The 24,220-nt window shown below is 72.2% G+C and carries 19 protein-coding genes; 14 read left to right on the top strand and 5 right to left on the bottom strand.

Translation table 11 applies throughout. The features are described from left to right. Positions 1 to 21: 21 nt before the first annotated feature. Positions 22 to 1,653 carry an L-glutamate gamma-semialdehyde dehydrogenase gene (pruA, locus tag ACIQFX_RS28920; protein ID WP_402469178.1) on the top strand — a complete coding sequence of 544 codons (1,632 nt, stop codon included), beginning with the start codon at positions 22 to 24 and terminating at the stop codon, positions 1,651 to 1,653. Positions 1,654 to 1,727: 74 nt separating this feature from the next. Here the strand turns inward: pruA and ACIQFX_RS28915 are convergent, their stop codons facing one another. Next, entirely contained in the window at positions 1,728 to 2,609 is an 882-nt protein-coding gene (locus ACIQFX_RS28915; RefSeq protein WP_402469175.1) for an alpha/beta fold hydrolase, read from the bottom strand. A gap of 125 nt (positions 2,610 to 2,734) precedes the next feature. Between ACIQFX_RS28915 and ACIQFX_RS28910 the strand changes: the two genes are divergently transcribed. Further along, entirely contained in the window at positions 2,735 to 3,271 is a 537-nt protein-coding gene (locus ACIQFX_RS28910; RefSeq protein WP_402469173.1) for a GNAT family N-acetyltransferase, read from the top strand. Positions 3,272 to 3,405: 134 nt separating this feature from the next. Here ACIQFX_RS28910 and ACIQFX_RS28905 read toward each other — a convergent pair whose 3' ends face one another. Then, entirely contained in the window at positions 3,406 to 4,413 is a 1,008-nt protein-coding gene (locus ACIQFX_RS28905; protein WP_402469171.1) for a zinc-binding dehydrogenase, read from the bottom strand. 101 nt (positions 4,414 to 4,514) lie between these two features. On the opposite strand from ACIQFX_RS28905, the gene ACIQFX_RS28900 reads away from it, so the two are divergent. The 4 genes from ACIQFX_RS28900 (at position 4,515) to ACIQFX_RS28885 (ending at position 8,227) form a co-directional block, all read left to right on the top strand. Next, entirely contained in the window at positions 4,515 to 5,390 is an 876-nt protein-coding gene (locus ACIQFX_RS28900) for a LysR family transcriptional regulator (protein ID WP_402469168.1), read from the top strand. Positions 5,391 to 5,620: 230 nt separating this feature from the next. After that, the gene (locus ACIQFX_RS28895; RefSeq protein ID WP_376482920.1) at positions 5,621 to 5,752 is read left to right on the top strand and encodes a hypothetical protein; all 132 of its coding nucleotides are present in this window, start codon (positions 5,621 to 5,623) and stop codon (positions 5,750 to 5,752) included. A 90-nt stretch (positions 5,753 to 5,842) separates the two neighbouring features. After that, positions 5,843 to 6,883 carry a 3-isopropylmalate dehydrogenase gene (locus ACIQFX_RS28890; protein WP_402469166.1) on the top strand — a complete coding sequence of 347 codons (1,041 nt, stop codon included), beginning with the start codon at positions 5,843 to 5,845 and terminating at the stop codon, positions 6,881 to 6,883. A 255-nt stretch (positions 6,884 to 7,138) separates the two neighbouring features. Next, on the top strand, positions 7,139 to 8,227 hold the full coding sequence (locus ACIQFX_RS28885; protein ID WP_402469164.1) for a branched-chain amino acid aminotransferase: 1,089 nt from the start codon (positions 7,139 to 7,141) through the stop codon (positions 8,225 to 8,227). A 3-nt stretch (positions 8,228 to 8,230) separates the two neighbouring features. Here ACIQFX_RS28885 and ACIQFX_RS28880 read toward each other — a convergent pair whose 3' ends face one another. Then, entirely contained in the window at positions 8,231 to 9,652 is a 1,422-nt protein-coding gene (locus ACIQFX_RS28880) for a cytosine permease (protein WP_402469161.1), read from the bottom strand. 143 nt (positions 9,653 to 9,795) lie between these two features. Here ACIQFX_RS28880 and ACIQFX_RS28875 point away from each other — a divergent pair, with 143 nt between their 5' ends. From ACIQFX_RS28875 to ACIQFX_RS28855, 5 genes are all read left to right on the top strand, one after another. Beyond that, positions 9,796 to 10,812, top strand: a complete 1,017-nt coding sequence (locus ACIQFX_RS28875; protein ID WP_402469158.1) for an agmatine/peptidylarginine deiminase — start codon at positions 9,796 to 9,798, stop codon at positions 10,810 to 10,812. A gap of 117 nt (positions 10,813 to 10,929) precedes the next feature. Further along, a complete protein-coding gene (locus ACIQFX_RS28870; protein WP_402469352.1) occupies positions 10,930 to 11,469 on the top strand; it encodes a TetR/AcrR family transcriptional regulator in 540 nt (179 codons plus the stop codon). Positions 11,470 to 11,550: 81 nt separating this feature from the next. Beyond that, positions 11,551 to 12,879: an MFS transporter gene (locus ACIQFX_RS28865; protein ID WP_402469156.1), complete on the top strand. Its 1,329-nt coding sequence runs from the start codon at positions 11,551 to 11,553 to the stop codon at positions 12,877 to 12,879. A 281-nt stretch (positions 12,880 to 13,160) separates the two neighbouring features. Next, positions 13,161 to 14,777, top strand: a complete 1,617-nt coding sequence (cimA, locus tag ACIQFX_RS28860) for a citramalate synthase (protein ID WP_402469153.1) — start codon at positions 13,161 to 13,163, stop codon at positions 14,775 to 14,777. Between the two features lie 43 nt (positions 14,778 to 14,820). Then, positions 14,821 to 16,158: a hypothetical protein gene (locus ACIQFX_RS28855; protein ID WP_402469151.1), complete on the top strand. Its 1,338-nt coding sequence runs from the start codon at positions 14,821 to 14,823 to the stop codon at positions 16,156 to 16,158. A 46-nt stretch (positions 16,159 to 16,204) separates the two neighbouring features. On the opposite strand, the gene dnaN is transcribed toward ACIQFX_RS28855, so the two are convergent. Next, positions 16,205 to 17,308 (bottom strand): DNA polymerase III subunit beta, encoded by a 1,104-nt coding sequence (gene dnaN, locus ACIQFX_RS28850; RefSeq protein ID WP_402469149.1) that lies wholly within the window; start codon positions 17,306 to 17,308, stop codon positions 16,205 to 16,207. Between the two features lie 159 nt (positions 17,309 to 17,467). Between dnaN and ACIQFX_RS28845 the strand changes: the two genes are divergently transcribed. Next, complete coding sequence (locus tag ACIQFX_RS28845) at positions 17,468 to 18,619, top strand: serine hydrolase domain-containing protein (RefSeq protein WP_402469146.1); 1,152 nt, start codon at positions 17,468 to 17,470, stop codon at positions 18,617 to 18,619. Between the two features lie 159 nt (positions 18,620 to 18,778). Here ACIQFX_RS28845 and ACIQFX_RS28840 read toward each other — a convergent pair whose 3' ends face one another. Continuing rightward, complete coding sequence (locus tag ACIQFX_RS28840; RefSeq protein WP_402469143.1) at positions 18,779 to 19,390, bottom strand: YceI family protein; 612 nt, start codon at positions 19,388 to 19,390, stop codon at positions 18,779 to 18,781. A 225-nt stretch (positions 19,391 to 19,615) separates the two neighbouring features. Between ACIQFX_RS28840 and ACIQFX_RS28835 the strand changes: the two genes are divergently transcribed. Further along, positions 19,616 to 20,125, top strand: coding sequence for a hypothetical protein (locus tag ACIQFX_RS28835; protein WP_402469141.1), 510 nt, complete (start codon positions 19,616 to 19,618; stop codon positions 20,123 to 20,125). Positions 20,126 to 20,253: 128 nt separating this feature from the next. Next, entirely contained in the window at positions 20,254 to 24,117 is a 3,864-nt protein-coding gene (locus tag ACIQFX_RS28830) for an endo-alpha-N-acetylgalactosaminidase family protein (RefSeq protein ID WP_402469139.1), read from the top strand. Positions 24,118 to 24,220 lie beyond the last annotated feature (103 nt).

Here is a 24,220-nt window from a genome sequence, read left to right as displayed (position 1 = left end):
TCACAAGGAGTATCGAGACTCATGGACGCTGTCACCCAGGTCCCCGCTCCGGTCAACGAGCCGGTGCACAGCTACGCCCCCGGTTCCCCCGAGCGCCTCCGCCTGGAGACCAAGCTCAAGGAGCTGGCCGAGAACCCGCGCGAGCTGCCGATGACCATCGGCGGCGTGAAGCGCCTCGGCGGCGGCGAGGAGTTCAAGGTCGTCCAGCCGCACAACCACAAGGCCGTCATCGGCACCTTCCGCGGCGCCACCACGCAGGACGCCCAGGACGCCGTCGACGCGGCCCTGGCCGCCGCCCCGGCGTGGCGCGCGATGTCCTTCGACGACCGTGCCGCGATCATCCTGCGCGCCGCCGAGCTGCTCGCCGGCCCGTGGCGCGAGACGCTGGCCGCGTCCACCATGCTCGGCCAGTCGAAGACCGCCCAGCAGGCCGAGATCGACACCCCGTGCGAGCTCGTCGACTTCTGGCGCTTCAACGTGGCGTACGCCCGCCAGATCCTCGCCGAGCAGCCCCCGGCGAACTCCCCGGGCGTGTGGAACCGCCTGGACCACCGCCCGCTGGAGGGCTTCGTCTACGCGATCACGCCGTTCAACTTCACGGCCATCGCGGGCAACCTGCCCACCGCCCCCGCCCTCATGGGCAACGTGGTGGTCTGGAAGCCGTCCCCGACGCAGACCCACTCCGCCGTGCTCCTCATGGAGCTCCTGGAGGAGGCCGGCCTGCCGAAGGGCGTCATCAACCTGGTGACCGGCGACGGCATCGCCGTCTCCGAGGTGGCCCTGAACCACCCCGACCTGGCCGGCATCCACTTCACCGGTTCGACCAAGACCTTCCAGCACCTGTGGAAGACGGTCGGCACCAACATCGAGAAGTACCGCTCGTACCCGCGGATCGTCGGCGAGACCGGCGGCAAGGACTTCGTCGTCGCGCACCCCAGCGCCGACCGCGCCATCCTGAAGACCGCGCTGACCCGCGGCTCCTTCGAGTTCCAGGGCCAGAAGTGCTCCGCGTCCTCCCGCGCGTACGTCCCGGCGTCCATCTGGAACGACGGCTTCAAGGAGGAGTTCGCGGCCGAGGTCGACGGCATCACCATGGGTGACGTCACCGACCTGTCGAACTTCATCGGCGCCGTCATCGACGAGCGCTCGTTCGCCAAGAACAAGGCCGCGATCGACCGTGCCGCGGCCGACCCGACCTGCACGATCATCGCCGGCGGCACCTACGACGACTCGGTGGGCTACTTCGTCCGTCCGACCGTCATCGCCTGCACCGACCCGGAGAACGAGGTCTTCAAGGCCGAGTACTTCGGCCCGATCCTCGCGGTCCACGTCTACGAGGACGAGAAGTACGACGAGATGCTGACCCAGATGGAGTCGGTCTCGGACTACGCCCTCACCGGCTCGGTCATCTCCGGCGACCGCGCCGCCGCCGCGTACACGATGGAGAAGCTCCGCTTCGCCGCGGGCAACTTCTACATCAACGACAAGTCGACCGGTGCCGTCGTCGGCCAGCAGCCCTTCGGCGGCGGCCGCGCCTCGGGCACCAACGACAAGGCCGGCGCCCCGCAGAACCTGATGCGCTGGACGCTGACCCGCGCCATCAAGGAGACGCTGGTTCCGCCGACCGAGTACGGCTACCCCCACATGGGCTGACGCCCACCCGCCGCGCGAGCGGCCCCTGATCACCGCCCCCCTCCTCTTCCCCCAATTGAGGACGGGGGCGGTTCTCATTCCCCGACGCGGCGCTTCAGGAAGTCGCCGATCAGGTCGGCGATCGCCGGGGCGTGGGTCTCCAGGGCGAAGTGGCCGGTGGGGAGGAGGTGGACCTCGGCGTCGGGGAGGTCGCGACGGAAGGCCTCGGCGCCGGCGGGGACGAAGACCTGGTCGCCCTCGCCCCAGACGGCGAGGAGCGGCACCCCGCTGGTGCGGAAGTACTCCTGGAAGGCCGGGTAGAGGGCGAAGTTGGCGCCGTAGTCCGCGATGAGGCCGAGCTGGATGCCGTCCTGGCCCTCGCGGGCCATGAGGGCGGCGTCGTGGTGCCAGGCGTCGGGGCTCAGCCGGTCCCGGTAGCCCTCCGGGACACCGGTCTCGTACTGCCACCTGATGCCGTCGAGGGAGCGGATCGCGCGGACCGGCTCCTCGGTCTCGGGGGTGCGGTTCTCGATCAGGGCGAGGACCGGCGCCCAGGCCTCGGCGCCGAGGCCCTCCTCGTACGCGTTGCCGTTCTGGCTGACGATCGCGGTGACGCGCTCCGGGTGGGCGAGGGCGAGGCGCAGGCCGATCGGCGCGCCGTAGTCCTGGATGTAGAGGGCGTACCGGTCCAGGCCGATGGTCTCGGTGAACTCGGCGGTCATCGAGGCGAGCTCGTCGAAGGTGTACTCGAACTCGGCGGCGGAGGGGGCGGCGCTGCGGCCGAACCCCAGGTGGTCGGGGGCGATCAGCCGGTACCTGTCCGCGAGCAGCGGGATCAGGTCCCGGAACATGTGCGAGCTGGTCGGGAAGCCGTGCAGCAGCAGGAGCACGGGGGCGTCGACCGGACCCGCCTCGCGGTAGGCGATCTCGTGGCCCCGGACGGTGACGGTGCGGTGGTGGGTCGGCAGCACGGACATCGTTCTAACCCCTTAAATGCTTGTCACTGGTTACGAGTCGACTTAACCAGGCCCCTCTCTAACCTGTCAATGTCATTTTAAAGGTTAGGTTGAGGGGTGGGGTGTGGGAGGGTGTGGGGGTGCCCATGACCGTGAGGACCGCACCCACCCATGAACTCGGGGCCGCCCGGCTCCGCGCCGTGCGCGAGATGCTCGACGCCGCCTTCGGCGGGGACTTCTCCGACGACGACTGGGACCACACCCTCGGCGGCGTCCACGCCTGGATCGAGGACGAGCGGGGTGTCGCCGCCCACGGCGCCGTCGTCCTGCGGCACGCGCTCCACCGCGGCCGCTCGCACCGCGTGGGATACGTCGAGGGGGTCGCCGTACGGGAAGACCTCAGGCGGCGGGGGCTCGGCGGCGCCGTCATGGCCGAGCTGGAGCGGGTCGTCGACGGCGCGTACGTCCTCGGGGCGCTCGGCACCTCGGCCGACGGGGCCGCGCTCTACCGCGGGCGGGGCTGGGAGGTCTGGGCGGGCCGGCTCGAAGCGCTGGGGCCCGGCGGGATCGTACGACTCGCCGAGGAGGAGGGGTCCGTCCTCCTGTGGCGCGCGGCCGGCCGGCCCCTGCCGGACCCGGCCGATCCGCTGGTCTTCGACTGGCGCGACGGCGACGTGATGTGACGGACCGGCGGGAGCCGGGGCGGGCCCGGCGGATCGGCCGGGGGCGAGGCCTGGCCGGGGGTGTCCGGTGAACGCGATCGGGACAGGGGTGCGACGGCTGGTGCTGTGACCGGCAAGCCTTTCCGATCGCAGCACTAGGCGGCGGTGACCAGCATCTTGCCGAGGTTCTCGCCGCGCAGCATGCCCAGGAAGGCGTCCACGATGTGCGCGAAGCCCCGCACCTCCGTCACGTCCGGCGACAGCGCCCCGCTGCGCAGGTGCGGCACGACGAGGTCGTACAGCTCCTCCTGGGCGTCCATGTGGTTGCGCACCAGGAAGCCCTCCAGGCGGATGCTCTTCTCGACCAGGTCGAACAGGTTGCGCGGGGCCGGCGGGGGAGTGGAGAGCGAGTGGTACTGGGCGACCGCGCCGACCCAGGCGATCCGGCCGTACTCGCGCAGGGAGGCGATCGACGCCTCCAGGTGGTCGCCGCCCACCCCGTCCAGGACGGCGTCGAGCCCGTCCGGGGCCGCTTTCGCGAGCAGCTCCGCGACCGGCCCCTCGTGGTGGTCGAAGGCCGCGTCGAAGCCGATCTCCTCCGTCAGGTACGCGACCTTGCGGGCCGACCCCGTGCTGCCGACCAGGCGCCCGGCGCCGAGGAGCCGCGCGATCCGCCCGGCCGCCGTGCCCACCCCGCCGGCGGCCGCGGACACGAAGAGGTCCTCGCCCGGCTGGAGGCGCGCGATCCGGGTCAGACCCACGTAGGCCGAGAGGCCCGTACCGCCGAGGATGCTCAGATGGGCCGCGGGCGGGACGCCGGGGCCGAGGTCGGGGACCGGGCGGACCTCGTCCCGGGCGACCAGCGCGTGCGTGCGCCAGCCCTTGCGGTGGAGGACGAGGTCGCCGGGCCGCAGGGACGGATCGCGGGAGTCGAGCACCCGGCCCAGGGTGCGGCCCTCCATGGGGGAGTCCAGGGTCCACAGCGCGTCGTCGTCCATCGCCTCGCGGTGGTACGGGTCGACCGACCACAGGAGGTTCTCGACGAGTGCGGTGCCGGGCCCGGGGGAGGGGATCCGGGACTCGACGAAGGCGAAGTGGCCGGGGGTGGGGAAGCCGTCGGGGCGGGCGGTCTGCTGAACGGTGATCATGGTGTCGTTCGTCATGCGACCGACCGTAGGAAGGAATCGGACCGCCGGGCAGAGGGTTGCCCTCATGGCACGGACCGATCCATGAATCCCGCTCATACTTCGAGGTGGAAGCCCCCATGACCGATCTCTCGCCCCGCGAGCTGCGCGTCCTCGTCGCCGTCGGGAGCGAGGGCGGCTTCTCGGCCGCCGCCGTCGCGCTGGGCATGACCCAGTCCGCCGTCTCGCACTCCGTCCGCGCGAGTGAACGCAAGCTCGGGGCCGTCCTCTTCGAGCGGGGCCGGAACGGGGCGACCCCGACCGAGGCCGGCGTGCGGGCCCTCGGCCACTCCCGCCGGGTGCTGCGGCTCCTGGAGGTGATGGCCTCCGAGGTGCGCGGCGGCGGCGCGGGGCCGGGCGCCCTCGCAGGACCGCTGCGGATCGCGGCCTTCCGCAGCGCCGCCCTGCACCTGCTGCCGCGGGCCCTGGCGCGGCTGACCGCCCGGCACCCGGAGGTCGTGCCGGAGGTGCGGATCGTGCGGGAGGTGGGGCGCGGTACGGCGGGCGAGGTGCTCGACGGGCGGGCCGACATCGGCATCGCGACCGTCGGGACCACGTCGCCGGTGCCGCCGGAACTGGTCGGCGGGGTCCTGGTGGAGGAGGGGTACGCGCTCGTGCACCCGGCGGGCCATCCGGCGCCGCGCACGCTGCCGCTGGTCGACTGGACGGAGAACTGCACCTCGTACACCCGGGAGTGGTGGGCGGCCCAGGAGTGGCTGCCGGCGGCGACGGTGGAGGCGGAGGACGACGGAGCGGTGCTCTCGATGGTGAGCAGTGGTTTCGGGATGGCGGTGATGCCGGAACTGTCCCTGATCGGAGCGCCGCCCTCGGTGGAGATCACTGATCTCGGCGCGGAGCGCCCGACCCGCTCGGTCGGCTATGTCACCACCCCTGAGCTGGCACGATCCCTCGCCGTGCGGGCCCTGATCCGCGAACTGAGGGACCGGACGGCCTGATCGCCGTCTCAGATAGTAGGAAGTCCGAGTAATTGTGGAGACAGATGAGGAGGCCTGCCCTAGCTTTGTAGAAGCCGAACGTCTCGCTACATCAGCGAATGGCGGCCGAGAGCGCGACGCCCCTGTGCAGGTAACCCCTGCGGCGGCGCTCCCCGCCCCTTCCGGCACCTTCGATCATCACTGATCTCCGCACGCCCGGATCACCACTGATCTCAAGGAGTCGATCCCCCATGGCCGTTCAGACCGCCCGCCGCGTCCGCCACTCCGCCAACCGTCCCAGCGACGAGGCCCGCCAGAATGCCGCGGCAGCCCTCCAGCGCGCCCTCGACCGCCGTGACAACGGCGGCTCCACCGGCCACTGACACGTTCCGACGCGCCCGCGTCCGGTTGTCCGTTCGTCCACATGGCGGACGGAACGTGTCAGACGGTGGGACGACGAGTAGGGTGCCGACATGTCTCACAGCATCAATCTCGCAGTCATCCCCGGCGACGGCATCGGCCAGGAGGTCGTGGCCCAGGGCCTCAAGATCCTCTCGGCCGTCCTTCCCCAGGACGTGAAGCTGGAGACGGAGGAGTACGACTTCGGCGCCAAGCGCTACCACGCCACCGGTGAGACCCTCACCGACGCCGACCTCGACTCCCTCAAGAAGCACGACGCCATCCTGCTCGGCGCCATCGGCGACCCGTCGGTGCCGTCCGGCGTCCTGGAGCGCGGCTTCCTCCTGAAGCTCCGCTTCGCCTTCGACCACCACGTGAACCTGCGTCCGTCGAAGCTGCTCCCCGGCGTGGCCACCCCGCTCGCCGGTCAGCCCGCGATCGACTTCGTCGTGGTCCGCGAGGGCACCGAGGGCCCGTACACGGGCAACGGCGGCACGATCCGCAAGGGCACCCCGCACGAGGTCGCCACCGAGGTCTCGGTCAACACCGCGTTCGGTGTCGAGCGCGTGGTCCGGGACGCCTTCGCCCGCGCCCAGGCCCGCCCGCGCAAGAAGCTGACGCTGGTCCACAAGAACAACGTGCTGACCTTCGCCGGCCACCTCTGGACGGACATCTTCACCAAGGTGGCCGCGGAGTTCCCCGAGGTGAGCACCGACTACCTGCACGTCGACGCGGCGACGATCTTCCTCGTCACCGACCCGGCCCGCTTCGACGTGATCGTCACCGACAACCTCTTCGGCGACATCATCACCGACCTCGCCGCGGCCGTCTCCGGCGGCATCGGCGTCGCCGCCTCCGGCAACATCAACCCGAGCGGCGAGTTCCCGTCCATGTTCGAGCCGGTCCACGGCTCCGCGCCGGACATCGCGGGCCAGGGCAAGGCCGATCCCACGGCCACGGTCCTCTCGGTCGCCCTCCTGCTCCGCCACCTCGGCTACGAGGCCGAGGCCGCCCGGGTCGAGGAGGCCGTCGCGGCCGACCTCACCGAGCGCGGCGACGCCGTCCGCACGACGGACGAGATCGGCGACGCGCTCGCCGCGCGAGTAGCGAGCTGACCCGCGCCGACTGACTTTCCACAGCAGCCGCCGGGTCGCCTCAGCGCCCGGCGGCTGTACCTGTGCGGCCGCAGGGTGCCACCATCGATCCCTGGACCGTGTTCACCCGTTTCGTGCACCGGCCCCCACGAGCGATAATCGAACGTGGGGCCGCGGCATGCGGGCATGCTCGGACGTCCTCGTACCGGGGGCGTCAGCCGCAGACTGAGGTGTGAGCGCGGTCCGACCCACACAACCGGTGAAGGACACGCACTCATGACGACGCCCACCATCGAGCTCAAGCCCTCCTCCAGCCCGCTGTCCGACGCGGAGCGCGAGGCGATCCTGGCCAACCCGGGATTCGGCCGCCACTTCACCGACCACATGGTCACCATCCGCTGGACCGAGGGCCGCGGCTGGCACGACGGCCAGCTCGTGCCGTACGGCCCGCTCCACCTGGACCCGGCCACCAACGTCCTGCACTACGCGCAGGAGATCTTCGAGGGTCTGAAGGCCTACCGCCGCCCCGACGGCTCCGTCGCCAGCTTCCGCCCCGACGCCAACGCGCGCCGCTTCCAGGCGTCCGCCCGCCGCCTGGCCATGCCGGAGCTGCCCGTCGAGACCTTCGTCGAGGCCTGCGATCTGCTCGTCCGGCAGGACAAGGCATGGGTTCCGGAGCACGGCGGCGAGGCCTCGCTGTACCTGCGTCCGTTCATGATCGCGACCGAGGTCGGCCTGGGCGTCCGCCCGGCCAACGAGTACCTCTTCGTCGTCATCGCCTCCCCGGCCGGCCCGTACTTCCCCGGTGGCGTCAAGCCCGTCTCCATCTGGCTCTCCGAGAACCGCGTCCGGGCCGTCCCCGGCGGTGTCGGCGACGCCAAGACCGGCGGCAACTACGCGGCCTCCCTGCTCGCGCAGGCCGAGGCGGCCGCGAAGGGCTGCGACCAGGTCGCGTACCTGGACGCCGTGGAGCACAAGTGGGTCGAGGAACTCGGCGGCATGAACCTGTACTTCGTGTACGGGAACAAGCTGGTCACGCCCACCCTCACCGGCTCGCTGCTCGCCGGCATCACCCGTGACTCGCTGCTCAAGCTGGCCGCGGACCTCGGCCTGGAGCCGGAGGAGGGCCGCGTCTCCATCGACCAGTGGCAGGCCGACAGCGCGAACGGCACCCTGACCGAGGTCTTCGCGTGCGGCACCGCCGCCGTCATCACCCCGGTCGGCACGGTCAAGTCCGAGCGGGGCGAGTGGCAGCAGTCGGGCGGCGAGCCCGGCGAGGTCACGATGAAGCTGCGCGAGGCGCTGCTCGCCGTCCAGACCGGCAAGGCCGAGGACGTCCACGGCTGGATGCACCAGCTGGGCTAGTCGCTACTCGGCGGCCGTCAGGGCTTCCGGGACAGTCGAGGTCCCGGGGGCCCTGTTCGGCGTCAGCGCGGCGTACAGGGCGCCGCCGACGGCGCCCGAGAGCACGAAGCTGCAGTCGATCCCGCCGGTCAGGGCGAGCAGCGGCCCCTGGTAGAGGGGCGTCGACACCCCGGCGAGGCCGACGGCCGCGCCGATCGCCCAGGAGGCGGTGGCGCGCGGGTGCCAGCCCGCCGAGAACCAGTAGATCCCGCCGCGCGAGCGGTTGTTGAAGACCTGGAGCGCCTCCGGGTCGTACGTCCCGCCGCACCGGGCGTGCCCGATCAGGGTGATCACCGCCCACGGGGTGCCGATCGCGGTGAGGAGCAGGACGAAGGAGGTCATCGCGGTCTGCGCGTCCGAGGCGAAGTGGCCGAGGAAGACGAAGGCGGTCGCGACCGCGGCGACCACGAGCGTGGCGTGCGCGCGGGTGGCCCTCGGCAGGATCGCGTCCAGGTCGAGCCCCATCGAGTACAGCATCAGGCCGGCGTTGCCGACGGAGCCGGCCGTGGCCGCGATCAGCAGCGGTACGAGGTACCAGGCGGGCGAGGCGGCGACGAGAGGGCCCGCGTAGTCGAGCCCGCCGCGGGACGCGAGCGCGGTGAACGTGCCGAAGAGCTGGGGGACGAGCAGGCCGACGAGCAGGCCGAGACAGGTGGCCCGCCAGACCTTCGCCGGGCTGTGCCGCTCGGGGGAGACGTACCGGGTGTAGTCGCCGAGCAGCGTGATGAAGGCGACCGGTCCGCTGAGGCCCGCCGCGACGGCGGCGAGCAGCCAGGTCGGCCAGAACGAGCCGAGCATGTACGGGGTGTCCGCCACCGCCGCCGTCGTGAAGTCCCCGGCGTAGGCGGCGATTCCGACGGCGAGCAGCACCGTCATGCCCACCGCGAGCGCCTTGCTGAGCCTGAGCAGCAGCCGGTAGCCGTACACCGCGGCGACCACCGTGCAGGCGGCGAGCAGCGCGTAGACGGTGGCGTGCGCCGCCCCGCCGGTCGGCAGGCCGGTCAGCCGGGCGAGGGTCCCGACCATCACGTCGCCGCCGATCCACAGCGTCAGGGCGGTGTAGCCGAGCGAGAGCAGCAGCCCGACCACCGAGCCGACGAGCCGGCCGCGGACGCCGAAGAAGGCGCCGGACGAGGTGGAGAGGTTGGTCGCGGTGCGGAGGGACACGAGCGCGAGCGGGGCGGTGACGGCGACCCCGACGATCGTGCCGGTGACGACGGAGGTCACCGAGGCCCAGAAGCCGAGGCCGAAGGAGACCGGGAGCCAGCCGAAGACGATCACCCCCAGGCAGAGGTTGGATCCGAGCAGGATCGAGACGAGGTCGCGGGGGCCGCTGGTGCGTTCGGCCTCGGGGACGGTGTCGACTCCGCGCTGTTCTATCGGCATGGGGACTCCCTGCGGGGACGGGCGGGGTTGTTTTAGAGTGCCGCTCAATGTGACCTGAAGTCGACGGTCAGGTCAATGCTTGGGGGCGAGCGCCTGAGCGTTTAGAGTATTGCTCAAACAGGAATCACTCCTTAGGACACCTCATGACCTTCCGCATGCCCGCCGAGTGGATGCCGCACGAGCGCACCTGGATGGCCTGGCCCGGCGCCAACCCCACCTTCACCACCGAGGAGGAGCTCGCCGAGGCGCGCGCCGCCTGGGCGTCGGTGGCGCGGGCCGTCCGCGCCTTCGAGCCGGTCACGGTGGTCGTCGCCCCCGGCGACACCGAGTCGGCCGCCGCGCTGCTCGGCCCCGAGGTCGACCTGGTCGAGCGCGAGCTGGACGACGCCTGGATGCGCGACATCGGCCCCACCTTCGTCACCGACGGCACCGAACTCGCCGCCGTGGACTGGGTGTTCAACGGCTGGGGAGCCCAGGACTGGGCCCGCTGGGAGCACGACTCCAAGATCGCCCGCCATGTCGCGGACGCGGCGGGCGTCCGCGTACTGCCGTCGCCGCTGGTGAACGAGGGCGGCGCGATCCACGTCGACGGCGAGGGCACCGTCCTCCTCACCGACACCGTCCAGCTCGGCCCCGGCCGCAACCCCGAGTGGACCCGCGAGCAGGTCGAGGCGGAGATCCATGCCAAGCTCGGCACGACGAAGGCGATCTGGCTCCCGCACGGCCTCGCCGGGGACTACGGCCTCTACGGCACCCAGGGCCACGTCGACATCGTCGCCGCCTTCGCCCGCCCCGGCACCGTCCTGGTCCACAGCCAGCAGGACCCGAACCACCCCGACTACGAGCGCTCCCGGCTGTACGTCGACCTCCTGCGCGGCCGGACCGACGCCCGCGGCCGCCTCCTGGAGGTCATCGAGGTCCCGGCCCCCACCGTCCTCAAGGACGAGGAGGGCGACTGGGTCGACTACTCCTACATCAACCACTACCTCTGCAACGACGGCGTCGTCCTCTGCTCCTTCGACGACCCCCACGACGAGGTCGCCGCCGAGATCTTCCGTCGCCTCTTCCCCGACCGCACGGTCACCCTCGTCGACGCCCGCGCGATCTTCGCCGGCGGCGGCGGCATCCACTGCATCACCCAGCAGCAGCCGAAGGTCTGACCCGGGCGGACCATGAGGTAGAACGTACGGGTGAGTCAGAGCAGCGACCCCACTCCCGCCCCTTCCCGCCGGCGCAACCAGGCAGCCCCGCCGCAGGAGGACGTGCTCGCGGCGGCGATGGACACCATCGCCGAGCGGGGGCTCGACGGGCTGACCATGGCCGGGCTCGGGCGGCAGGTGGGGATGAGCAGCGGCCACCTGCTCTACTACTTCCGCACCAAGGACGAGCTGCTGCTGCGGACCCTGGAGTGGAGCGAGGGGCGGCTCGGTGCCCGGCGGAGCGCGCTGCTGTCCCGGCCCGGGACGGCCCGCGAACGGCTCGACGGGTACGTGGAGGTGTACGTGCCCGTCGGGCCGCGCGACCCGCACTGGACGCTGTGGCTGGAGGTCTGGAACCGGTCGCAGGGCGCCGACGCCGACGCCCGGGCCCGCCAGGCAGCCATCGAGGGGGCCTGGCACCGGGACCTGGTCGCGATCCTGGCCGAAGGGGTGTCGCGGGGGGAGTTCCGGGCGGTCGACCCGGACCGGTTCGCCACCCGGACGAGGGCACTGCTCGACGGCTTCAGCGTGCACGTCGCCGTGGGCATCCCGGGCACGGGGAGGGAGCAAGTCCTCGCCCACGTAAGGGAGTTCATCGCCGAAACCCTGATTGCGTGATCTTTAGGAACGCAAGTACCCCAGATCGTTGCGTGTTGCACCCTTGTTGACGCCCGGTCGTCTCCGGCACGGTTCCGGTCCATGGGACGAGAGCACGGGAAGAAGATCTGGGTCGGCTCGGCCGGCAACATGGTCGAGTGGTTCGACTGGTTCGTGTACGCGAGCTTCGCGACCTACTTCGCGGGGGCCTTCTTCCCCGACGGCGACGACACCGCCAAACTCATGAACACCGCAGGCATCTTCGCCGTCGGCTTCTTCATGCGCCCGGTCGGCGGCTGGCTGCTCGGCCGGGTCGGCGACCGCAAGGGCCGCAAGGCGGCACTGACGCTCACCGTCACCCTGATGTCCGCCTCCGCGCTCCTCATCGCCGTCGCGCCGACCTACTCCGTGGCCGGCTACGGCGGCGCCGCCGTCCTCCTGGTGGCCCGCCTCCTCCAGGGCCTCTCCGTCGGCGGCGAGTACGCCGCCAGCGCCACCTACCTCACCGAGGCCTCCGCGCCGGGCCGCCGCGGCTTCGCCTCCAGCTTCCAGTACGTGTCGATGACCGCGGGCCAGGTCCTCGGCCTCGGCCTGCTCCTCGTCCTCCAGCACACGATGTCCGCCGAGGCCCTGCACGCCTGGGGCTGGCGCGTCCCGTTCGTCATCGGCGCCCTCGGCGCGGCCGTCGTCTTCTACCTGCGCCGCACCATGCTGGAGACCGAGGTGTACGAGGAGACCGCGGGCGACGGCGTCGCCCGCGGCGAGCAGGGCACCCTCAAGGCCCTCTGGGCACACCGGCGGGAGGCCTTCCTCGTCGTCGCGCTCACCATGGGCGGGACCGTGGCGTACTACACGTACACCACCTACCTCACCAAGTACCTCTCGAACTCCGCAGGACTGCCGAAGCAGACCGCGACCCTGGTCTCCTTCTGCGCCCTGATCGCCTTCGCCTGCCTCCAGCCGCTGGCCGGCGCGCTCTCCGACCGGATCGGCCGCCGCCCGCTGCTCATCACCTTCGCCGTCGGCTCCACCGTCCTCACCGTGCCGATCCTGGCCCTGCTGAAGCACGCGGACTCCTTCTGGCCGGCCCTCGGCCTGTCCCTGCTCGCCCTCCTCGTCGTCACCGGCTACACCTCCATCAACGCGTGCGTGAAGGCCGAGCTGTTCCCCACCGGCGTCCGCGCCCTCGGCGTCGCCCTGCCGTACGCGATCGCCAACGCCCTCTTCGGCGGCACCGCCGAGTACGTGGCCCTGTGGTTCAAGGACGCCGGCATCGAGTCCGGCTTCTCCTGGTACGTGGCCGGCTGCGCCGCCGTCTCCCTGGTCGTCTACCTCGCGATGCGCGAGACCCGGGACACCGACCTGGCCCGGGTCGGGGCGGGCGACTCCGACGTCCCCGGGCAGCGGCGCGACGGCCTGCCCGTATCGTGAGACCCTGTCCCGCCGAACCGCCGGCTGTGTCAGACTTCCGGCGTGCTTGCTACCACGATGATTATCGGCAGCAGCGCGCCGGTCCGCAGTGGCCACTGAATCGCGGTACGACCCCCGCGGCAGTGGACACCGTGCCTCAGACCCGCGCGCAGACCTCTCGCACCCGCGAGGGGTTTTTTCGTTTTCCGGCCCCACCCACGCCGGAAACGGACGACGCGTGAGAATGGGGGCAAGTGGATCCAGACCTTCCGGAGCCACATCCGACAGGAGCCATCACAGTCATGACCACGGAGAACGCCGAGAGCGCGCCCCTCGACGACAGCTTCCATGTCTTCGACACGACGCTGCGCGACGGGGCGCAGCGTGAAGGCATCAACCTCACCGTCGCGGACAAGCTGACCATCGCACGGCACCTCGACGACTTCGGCGTGGGCTTCATCGAGGGCGGCTGGCCCGGCGCCAACCCGCGCGACACGGAGTTCTTCGCCCGCGCCCAGCAGGAGATCGCGTTCAAGAACGCGCAGCTCGTCGCCTTCGGCGCCACCCGCAGGGCCGGCGGCAACGCCTCCGAGGATCCGCAGGTCAAGGCGCTGCTCGACTCCGGCGCTCCGGTCGTCACCCTGGTCGCCAAGTCCCACGACCGGCACGTCGAGCTGGCCCTGCGCACCACCCTCGACGAGAACCTGGAGATGGTCCGCGACACCGTCGCCTTCCTGACCTCCCAGGGCCGCCGCGTCTTCGTCGACTGCGAGCACTTCTTCGACGGCTACAAGGCCAACCCCGACTACGCCAAGGCCGTCGTCCGCGCCGCGCACGAGGCCGGCGCCGACGTCGTCATCCTCTGCGACACCAACGGCGGCATGCTCCCCGCCCAGATCCAGGCCGTCGTCGCCACCGTCATCGCCGACACCGGCGCCCGCCTCGGCATCCACGCCCAGGACGACACCGGCTGCGCCGTCGCCAACACCCTCGCCGCCGTCGACGCGGGCGCCACGCACGTCCAGTGCACCGCCAACGGCTACGGCGAGCGGGTCGGCAACGCCAACCTCTTCCCCGTGGTCGCGGCCCTGGAACTCAAGTACGGCAAGAAGGTCCTCCCCGACGGCGCGCTCGCCGAGATGACCCGCATCTCGCACGCCATCGCCGAGGTCGTCAACCTGACGCCCTCCACCCACCAGCCGTACGTCGGCGTCTCCGCCTTCGCCCACAAGGCCGGACTCCACGCCTCGGCGATCAAGGTCGACCCCGACCTCTACCAGCACATCGACCCCGAGCTGGTCGGCAACACCATGCGGATGCTCGTCTCCGACATGGCCGGCCGCGCCTCCATCGAGCTCAAGGGCAAGGAGCTCGGCGTCGACCTGGGCGGCGACCGCGAGCTCGTCGGCCGGGTCGTCGAGCGGGTCAAGGAGCGCGAGCTCCGGGGCTACACGTACGAGGCCGCCGACGCCTCCTTCGAGCTGCTCCTCCGGGAGGAGGCCGAGGGCCGGGCCCGCCGCTACTTCCGCACGGAGTCCTGGCGCGCGATCGTCGAGGACCGCCCCGACGGCACCCACGCCAACGAGGCCACGGTGAAGCTGTGGGCCAAGGGCGAGCGGATCGTCGCCACCGCCGAGGGCAACGGCCCCGTCAACGCCCTCGACCGGGCGATGCGGGTGGCGCTGGAGCGCATGTACCCGCCGCTGGCCAAGTTCGAGCTGATCGACTACAAGGTCCGCATCCTGGAGGGCCGCCACGGCACCGAGTCCACGACCCGGGTCCTGATCACCACCAGCGACGGCAACGCCGAGTGGTCCACGGTCGGCGTCGGCGAGAACGTGATCGCCGCCTCCTGGCAGGCCCTGGAGGACGCCTTCACGTACGGACTCCTGCGGGCCGGGATCGACCCCGCAGAATAGTCCAGACATGTTCCGTTCGTCCCAGTTCGGGTAATTTCGAACCATGAGGACCAGGGTGCTGTCCACGTGGTCCGCCCTCGGCGGGCTGGTACTGCTGCTGCTCCTGGCCCTGGCCCCGCTCGCGGGCGCCAGGGCCACCGGAGTGCCCGACGCGGCCGCCGCGCTGAGACAGGGCCCGGTGTACGTCGACCCGGGAGCCGCCGGGCAGCTCTCCACGGCCGACGCGAAGTCCCTCGCCGCGAAGATCGAGGCCGCCGACAAGCCGCTCTTCGTGGCCGTCCTGCCGGCGAACGCGCAGTTCCCGCCCCAGGGCCTCATCGACAACCTGCGGGCCCAGACCGGCATCGCCGGGCTGTACGCGGTACGCCTCGGCGACCGCTTCGACGCGGGTGTCGACCCCGCCGTGATGTCCCCGGCCGCCGTGGACAACCTCGTCACCTCCGTACGGCAACCGGGTGCCGACGCGGCCACCGAGCTGAACGCCTTCGTCGACCAGGCCCTGCCCGCCATGCGCGGCTCCGCCCCCGCCTCCTGGAGCTCCGCCGGCGCGGACTCCGGCGTCCCGGTCGCCGGGCTCGTCACCCTCGGCGCGGTCGTCGTGGCCGGCGGCGCGGGCGCGTACGCCGTCGTCCGCCGCAACCGGCTCCGCAAGGAGGCCGAGGAGCGGGCGGCCCTCGACCGGCTCCGGGTCGTCGTCGACGAGGACATCACCGCCTTCGGCGAGGAACTGGAACGCCTCGACTTCCACCCCGCCGAGCCCGGCGCCGACGACGCCATGCGCGGCGACTACGAACGCGCCCTCGACTCGTACGACTCGGCCAAGTCCCTCATGGCCTCCGCCGCCCACCCCCACGACGTCCGGGGCGTCACCCAGGCCCTGCAGGACGGCCGCTACTCCCTCGCCCTCCTCGCCGCCCGCCGCGAGACCCGGCCGCTGCCCGAACGCCGCCCGCCGTGCTTCTTCGACCCGCGCCACGGCACCGCCGTCGACGACCGCACCTGGACCCCGTCCGGCGGCGCCCCCCGCCAGGTCCCCGTCTGCGCCGCCGACGCCTCCCGCCTCGACGACGGCCTCGACCCCCAGGTCCGTACGGTCGACACCGACGGGGGCCGCCGTCCCTACTGGGAGGCCGGGCCCGCCTACGGCCCCTGGGCCGGCGGCTACTTCGGCGGCGGCATGCTCCCCGGCCTCCTCGTCGGCACCATGCTCGGCTCCGCGCTCGCCACCCCGGCCTACGCCTCCGAGTACGGCGGCGGCGAGTTCCAGGGCGGCGACTTCTCCGGCGGCGACTTCGGCTCCGGAGACTTCGGTTCGAGCGACTTCGGCGGCGGCGGCGACTTCGGCGGGGGCGGCGGCTTCGACGGCGGCGGCGGGTTCTAGCCCCCCTCAGCGCTGCCGTTCTGGCCGCCCCGGGGACCGCCGGGGCTCACACCAGCGGCTTGACCGACATCAGGAGGTGGCGGTGGGTGGGTTCGGGGCCGTCCGTGAGCAGGGCGCGCTGGCCCGGGCCGAGCAGGTGGAAGTGGAGGGCGGGCGCGTCCAGGGAAGTCAGCGCGTCCAGCAGGTAGCCGGGGTTGAAGGCGACCGTGAGCGATTCCGAACCGGTGAGCGTGGCGGGGAGGAGCTGGGAGGCGACGTCGTCGCCGTAACCCGCCTGGAGGTGGAGGCCCTCGGGGGAGAAGGCCAGCTGGACCGGGCTGTCGCCCTCCGCGACGACCGCGACCCGCTTGACGGCCTCGGTGAGCGGGGCCCGCTCGGTGACCGCGAGGGCGTGCTCGCCGAGGGTGAAGAGCTTGTCGTGCCGGGGGAGCCGGCCGTCGAGCAGCCGGGTGGTGGTGCGGGTCCCGGCGTTCTCGAAGCCGAGCGAGCCGGAGTCGAGGGCGAGGCGGGCAGGCCCCGTGCCGGCGAGGGAGCGGGCGATCTCGGTGAGACGGCGGGCGGGGACGACCACGTCGGCGCCCTCCGCGGGGGCACCCTCCCGCGGCTCCCACTCCAGGGTGCGGACGGCGTAGCGGTAGCGGTCGGTGGCGGCCAGGGTCATGGTCGTGCCGTCCAGGGCGAGCCGTATGCCGGTGAGGACCGGCAGGGAGTCGTCCCGGCCCGCGGCGACGGCGACCTGGGCGACGGCCGAGGCGAAGGCGTCGCCGTCGACCAGGCCGCGCACCTCGGGCAGCGCGGGCGCGGCGGGGTAGTCGTCGAGCGGCAGCAGGGAGAGGCCGAATCGGGCGTCCCCGGAGGTCACCGACAGGCGGGCGTTCTCGACGGCGAGCTCGGCCTGTCCGCGGGGGAGCACCCGGCAGATGTCGACCAGCCGCCGCCCGAGGACCAGCGCGCGGCCCTCGACGGCCGTGTCGGCCTCGACCTCGACGCGCGCCGAGGCCTCGTGGTCGAGTCCCGAGACCCACAGCCGGCCGTCCGCCGCCTCCAGGAGCAGTCCGCCGAGCACGGGCATCGGGGAACGGGCAGGCAGGACGCGCGCGGCCCAGGCCACGGCATCGGTCAACACACCGCTGTCGATACGGATTTCCATGCCGCCGACGCTAGACGCCACCACTGACAACGCCGTTGACCAGCGCTTTCGCCGCACCACTGCCGGGACCGGGGTGAACTCGGCCGCACGGGAGGGCCATCGCGTCTAAGGTCGTTCTGTTGTTCGAACTCGACGGCGACAGGCAGGGGGAGCAGGGACATGGCCAACGTCCACGGCACGGTGGAGCCCGGATTCGAGTCCGTACGGGAGGTCTTCGCGGCGATCGCCGCCGACGAGGCACGGGACGGCGGCGCCCAGCTCGCCGTGCACCACCACGGCCGGCTCGTCGTCGACCTCTGGGGCGGCGAAGGCGTCGACGGGGACTCGCTGCTCCCGCTCTACTCCTCCTCCAAGGGGGCCATGGCCCTGGTCGCCGCCCTCCTCGTCCAGGACGGCGTCCTCGACCTGGACCGCACGGTCGCCTCCTGGTGGCCCGAGTTCGCCGCCGAGGGCAAGGGCGGGCTCACCCTCCGGCAGCTGCTCGCCCACCGCTCGGGCGTGATCGGCGTGGACGGCGGCTTCTCGCTGGAGGAGCTCGCCGACGACCGCCGGACCGCCGAGCGCCTCGCGGCGCAGCGCCCTTTCTGGGAGCCGGGCACCGGCCACGGCTACCACGCCCTGGTCATCGGTGCCCTCGTCGGCGAGGTGATCCTGCGGGCCACCGGCCGGACGACCCGGGAGCTCTACGAGGAGCGGGTCCGCGCCCCGTACGGGCTGGACTACTACCTGTGCCTCCCCAGGGAGCTCGAACCCCGCTTCCGCGCGGCCCTGCCGCTGCTGCCCACGCCCGACGAGCGGGCGTTCCTGGCGGCGAACCCGATCGCCCCCGACAGCCTCATGGGCATCGCCTTCGACCTGAACGCCGACCCGCCGCTCGACAACGTGGCGTACGGCAACGACCCCGGCGTCCGGGCGAAGGCACCGCTCTCCGGCGGTGGCGTCGGCACCGCGCGCGGCCTCTCCCGGATGTACGCGACGATCGCCGGCGCGCTCGACGGCCGGCCGCCGCTCCTCGCCCCCGGCGTCCTGGCCGAGTTCGCCCGCGTCCACTCCCGCGGCACCGACCTGGTGACCGGCGGGGACAACGCCTTCGGCCTCGGTTTCGTCCCCCTGGCCACCCGCTACCCCTCGCTCACCCCCGCCGCCGTCGGCCACAGCGGCGCCCCCGGCTCGCAGGCCTTCGCCGACCCGGCGACCGGCCTGGCCTACAGCTACGCCCGCCGCCGCTTCGGCTTCATGGCGGGCCCGGGCGCGGCCGAGAACGACCGCCTGGTCCCGGCGGTCGTCGAGGCGGCCGCGAAGTCGGCCTGACGCCTGACCCCTGATGCCTGACGTCCGATGCCCGACGTCTGACGGCCGGGGTCGGGGGCCGCGGCCCGGGGAACGCCGAGCGCCCGCCTTCCGCTGCTGCGGAGGGCGGGCGCGCTCGTGTGTCCGGAGCCCCGGACGGGGCCGGAGGGGAGTCCGGGGTCAGGCGGCGTTCTTGATCGCGGAGATGTCGAAGTTCAGCTTCACCTTGTCGCTGACCATCACGCCACCGGTCTCCAGGGCCGCGTTCCAGGTGAGGCCCCACTCGGAGCGCAGGATCTCGGCGGAGCCCTCGAAGCCGACGCGCTCGTTGCCGTAGACGTCCGTGGCGGTGCCGTTGAACTCCAGGTCGATGGAGAGCGGCTTGGTGACGTCCTTGATGGTGAGGTCGCCGGTGATCCGGTACTTGTCGCCGCCCAGCTGTGCGGCCTCGGTGGAGCGGAAGGTCATGAGCGGGAACTGCTCGGCGTCGAAGAAGTCGCCGCTGCGCAGGTGGCCGTCGCGGTCGCCGATGCCGGTGTCGACGGAGGCGATCCTGACGTCGATGGAGGCGGTGGAGGCGCCCGGGTTCGCGCCGTCGAGCTTCAGCGCGCCCTCGTGCTCCGCGAAGGTGCCGCGGACGTTGGTGACCATCGCGTGACGGACGGTGAATCCGATGCTGCTGTGCGCCGGGTCGATGCTGTACTCGCCGGTCAGGGCGGCGAGGGCGGGGTCGACCGGGAGGGTGGCGACGGCGACGGCGGACTCGTTGTTCTTGCGGTTGAAGAGGCCCATGACATGCTCCTTGTCGGTGTTTGTTGAAGCTTCAACGAGAACGACTGTAACCCTATTCCGTTCAACTTTCAACATCTATGGAGAACGTTCACCGGGAAGGCCCCACGCCGTCGCCGACGCCCTCTGGCGGACGCGCGTAGAACTACGGCACCATCTCCCTGCGCGACGAGCACCACCTGCACAGCCGTCCCCACCCGTCACGGTCACCAGCAGGAGGAACCCCCCGTGAAGCTCCGCTCCGTCCTCACCGCACTCGCCCTCGTCCTGGGCGCCCTCTTCGCACCGGGATTCGGCGCCCTCTCCGGCGCCACCGACGCCCACGCCGTCACCAAGATCAGCCACGCCACCGCGACCTCGATGTTCCGGTCCTCCGGCATCACCTGGTCCTCGTCCGGCGGCTGCTCGGACCGGAACAACCCCACCTGCACGTCCTTCGAGCAGCTCAACCTCGCCACCGCCCAGGGCGCCCAGACCCTCAAGAGCGCCAGCGGCTGCGCCCTCAACATCACCGGCGGCACCGAGACCGGGCACGCGAGCGGCACGTACTCCCACTGGAACGGCTACAAACTCGACTTCGCCAAGTACACCTGCGTCGGCAACTACATCAAGAACACCTTCACCTACATCGGGCTCCGCGGCGACGGAGCCCCGCAGTGGAGGTCCGGCGCCGGCAACATCTACGCCGACGAGGGCAACCACTGGGACGTGACCTTCTACAACTGCGGCGGCTGCTGACCCCGGCAGCCCCCAAGAAGCCCCCTTCGGCGGTCACTTGGACTAACCGAAGGGGGTTCTTGGACTGGAGGGGCCCGCGCGGCGCGATCTCGTTGACGGTGCCTCCGGGGCGCGGCTGACTGGTCCGCATGTCCTTCCCCCTCTCGCCCAGAGTCCGCGCCGCCTGCGCGCTCGCGGCGGCGTCGGCCACCGTGCTCGCCCTGCCGGGGCCCGCCCTCGCCGAGGTCGCCGCGGTCACCGACACCCCGGCCGCCACCGCCACCGCCACGTCCCCCGTCATCGGCTCCGACCTGCTCTCCGTCGCCGTCGCCGAGGACTTCCCCCGCGTCCTCTCGTACACCGACCGCGCGACCGGCGCCCGCCTCCTCGGCAGTACGGCCCCGGTCACCCAGGTGGTCCTCAACGGCACCGGCCACGCCGTCCGGGCCAAGGGCGCGCCCGCCCTGACACCCACGTCCGCCGCGTACACGCTCACCTTCCCCGACCTGCCCGGCGTCGAGATCGACGCGCTCCTGGGCGTGACCGGCCGGACCACCACCTTCCGGGTGACCGCGGTCCGCGACACCGAGGCCTTCCGGGTCGGCACCCTCGACATACCCGGCCACGACCTCGTCTCCGTGGGCTCGGCGGACGGCGGCGCCGCCACCGCCTTCACCCGCCTCGACCCGGACTCCACCCGCACCGCCGACGTCTTCGCCGAGGTCACCGACGCCACCGCGGCCGAGGCGAACCCCGTCGGCGCCAGCTACGCCCTCGTCAGCACCGGACGGCTGGCCGCCGCCGTCGAGTCCAACTCCAGCTACGACAAGCCCGCCGGCGCCTCCGCCCGCGACGGCGCCCGCTTCTGGCACCAGGCCCGCAAGAGCGGCACGGAGACCCGCGTCGGCGTCTGGTCCGGCCAGTGGACCTACCGGGGAGCCGGCGCCCCGCGGCCCGAGAGCGGAGACGCCCTGCCCTGGGCCAAGGTCGTCGTCACCCCCGACGCCAACGCCGACGGCACCACCGACTGGCAGGACGGCGCCATCGCCTTCCGTACGATCGGGATCAAGGCCCCCGGCAGCGACGCGACCCCGGACCGGGTCGTCGCCCACATCCCGTTCAACTTCGCCTCCCAGGCCACCCACCCCTTCCTGCGCACCCTCGACGACGTCAAGCGGATCTCGCTCTCCACCGACGGACTCGGCCAGTTCGCCCTGCTCAAGGGATACGGCTCCGAGGGCCACGACTCCGCCCACCCCGACTACGGCGGCAACTACAACAAGCGGGCCGGCGGCCTCGGCGACCTCAACACCCTCCTCAGGGAGGGCCGGAAGTGGGGCGCCGACTTCGGCGTCCACGTCAACGCCACCGAGGCGTACCCCGAGGCGAAGAACTTCAGCGAGACCCTCGTCGACAGGACGAAGCCCGGCTGGAACTGGCTCAACCAGAGCTACTACGTCGACCAGCGCCGCGACGTCAACAGCGGTGACCTCGCCCGCCGCTTCCAGCAGCTGCGCGACGAGACCGACCGCAACCTCTCCACCCTCTACATCGACGTCTACTACACCCACGGCTGGATCGCCGACAAGACGGTGCAGGCCGTCCAGGCCCAGGGCTGGAACGTGGCCACCGAGTGGTCCGAGAAGTTCGAACGGGCCTCCCTCTGGTCCCACTGGGCCAACGACCTCGACTACGGCGGCGCCACCAACAAGGGCCTCAACTCCCAGATCGTGCGCTTCATCCGCAACGGCGAGAAGGACGTCTGGAACGACCACCCGGTGCTCGGCCAGACCGCCCTCGTCGACTTCGAGGGCTGGACCGGCGAGACCGACTGGAACGCCTTCTCCGCCAACATCTGGCAGCGCAACCTCCCCGCCAAGTACCTCCAGCGGCAGCGGATCACCCGCTGGGACGGCGACGGCATCACCTTCACCGGCGGCGTCCGCGGCACCGTCGAGAACGGCCGCCGCACCTTCTACGAGAACGGCCGCAAGGTCCTCGACGGCGACAGCTACCTGCTCCCCTGGGACGGCGGCGCGAAGCTCTACCACTACGCGAAGAGCGGCGGCACGACCAGCTGGGCCGTCCCCGCCGGGGTCCGCTCGTACACCGTCTACGCGCTCACCGACAACGGCCGCGTGCGGACCGCCACCGTGCGGCCCGTGAACGGGCGGATCACCCTCGACGCCGTCGCCGGACAGCCCTACGTCCTCTACCCGGCCGCCGCCCCCGCCCAGACCGCCCCGCGATGGGGCCAGGGAACCCCGGTGAAGGACCCGGGCTTCAACGACGCGCGGCTCGGCGCCTGGAGCAAGGCCGGCACCGTCACCCGGCACACCGACGCCCAGGGCCGCAACAGCGCCGCCCTCACCGGCACCGCCACCGCCTCCGTCCGCCAGCGGATCACCGGCCTCACCCCCGGCGCGCGCTACACCGCCTCCGCCCTCGTCGAGGTCGAACCCGGCGCCACCCGGCCCACCACCCTCTCCGTCGGCGGACGGACCGTCACGGTCGAACGGTCCTCCGTCGAGGACCGGGTCGCCGCCTCCGACTGGAACGGCACCCGCTTCCAGCGCGCCAAGGTCACCTTCACCGCACCGGCCGACGGCTCCACCCCGCTCCTCGTCCAGGCCGCCGGCGGCAGCGCGGCGACGGTCCGGATCGACGACGTGCGGATCGTGGCCAACGACCCCGCCACCCGGGCCGGGTCCCTGGTCCACGAGGACTTCGAGGCCGTCGACCAGGGCTGGGGCCCCTTCCTCAAGGGCGACGCCGGCGGCACCACCGACCCGCGCACCCACATCGCCCAGCTCCACGCCCCCTACACCCAGGCCGGCTGGAACGGGAAGCCCGTCGACGACGTCCTCGGCGGCGCCGAGTCCCTCAAGTCGCACGACGAGAACAGCGGCCTGGTCTACCGCACCGCGCCCTGGACCGTCCCGATGAAGGACGGCCGCCACTACCGCGTGGAGTACGACTACCAGTCGAGCCACGCGGGCGCGTACGAGTGGATCACCGGCTACGACCGCACGCACGGCACCGGGACGGCCGTCGAGACCCGCCGCACGCCGATCGGGCAGCAGCGGACCACCGGGCACTTCGCCGAGACCGTCACGGCAGGCTGCGGCGACACCTGGACCGGGCTCCGCAAGCGGGCCGACGCCCCCGACGGCGCCGACTTCGTCCTCGACGCCTTCACCGTCACCGACCTCGGCCCGGCCGCCGAGCCCGCCGCCTGCGGCACGCTCGCCCTCGCCGCGCCCGAGACCCTGGAGCCCGGCCGCCCCCACGAGGTCACGGCCACCTTCGACAACGACGAGGCCGCCGACGCCACCGGCACCCTCGCCGAACTCACCCTCCCCGCCGGCTGGACCGCCGAGCCGGCCGCGCCGGTCGCCCTCGGCACCGTCGCGCCCGGCGCGAAGGCCACCGCCACCTGGCGGGTGACACCGCCGGCGGACGCCGCCCACCAGCCGTACGAGCTCGGTGCCGCGCTCACGTACGCCGTCGGCGGAGGCAGCCGGAAACTGACCCGGACCACCACCGTCCGGACCCTGCCCCCGCCGCCCACCGCCGACAGCTGGGCGAGCGACCTGGAGTGGACCTCGGCCACCAACGGCTGGGGACCCGTCGAGCGCGACCTCTCCAACGGCGAGACCGGCACCGGCGACGGCTCCCCGCTGCGCATCGGGGGAGTGGCGTACGCCAAGGGCCTGGGCAGCCACGCCCCCGCCCGGGTCCGCTACTACCTGGGCGGGCGGTGCACCTCGCTCACCGCCGAGGTCGGCGTCGACGACGTCCAGACCAGCCGCGGCAGCGTCCGGTTCACCGTCCTGGCCGACGGAACCGAGAAGGCGAAGTCCCCGGTTCTGAAGGCAACCGACAACGCATGGCCGCTCACCGCGGACCTCACCGGCGCCTCGTACGTCGACCTCGTGGTCGACGACGGCGGCGACGGCAACGGCAACGATCACGCCGACTGGGGGAACGCGCGCTTCCACTGCGCGGACTGAGCCCACCCCGGCACCCGGAAGGCGTTATGGTCAGGCGGTCGCTCTCCCGGTCAGCCGGGGAGTGATCGTCTTTCCGTACTTCCCGTCTATGTGGGACCCCTAC

Source organism: Streptomyces sp. NPDC093089 (assembly GCF_044754405.1).
Lineage (GTDB): Bacteria > Actinomycetota > Actinomycetes > Streptomycetales > Streptomycetaceae > Streptomyces.
The sequence above is the reverse complement of the archived record's forward strand: the minus strand, read 5'-3'. Positions and strand labels throughout refer to the sequence as shown.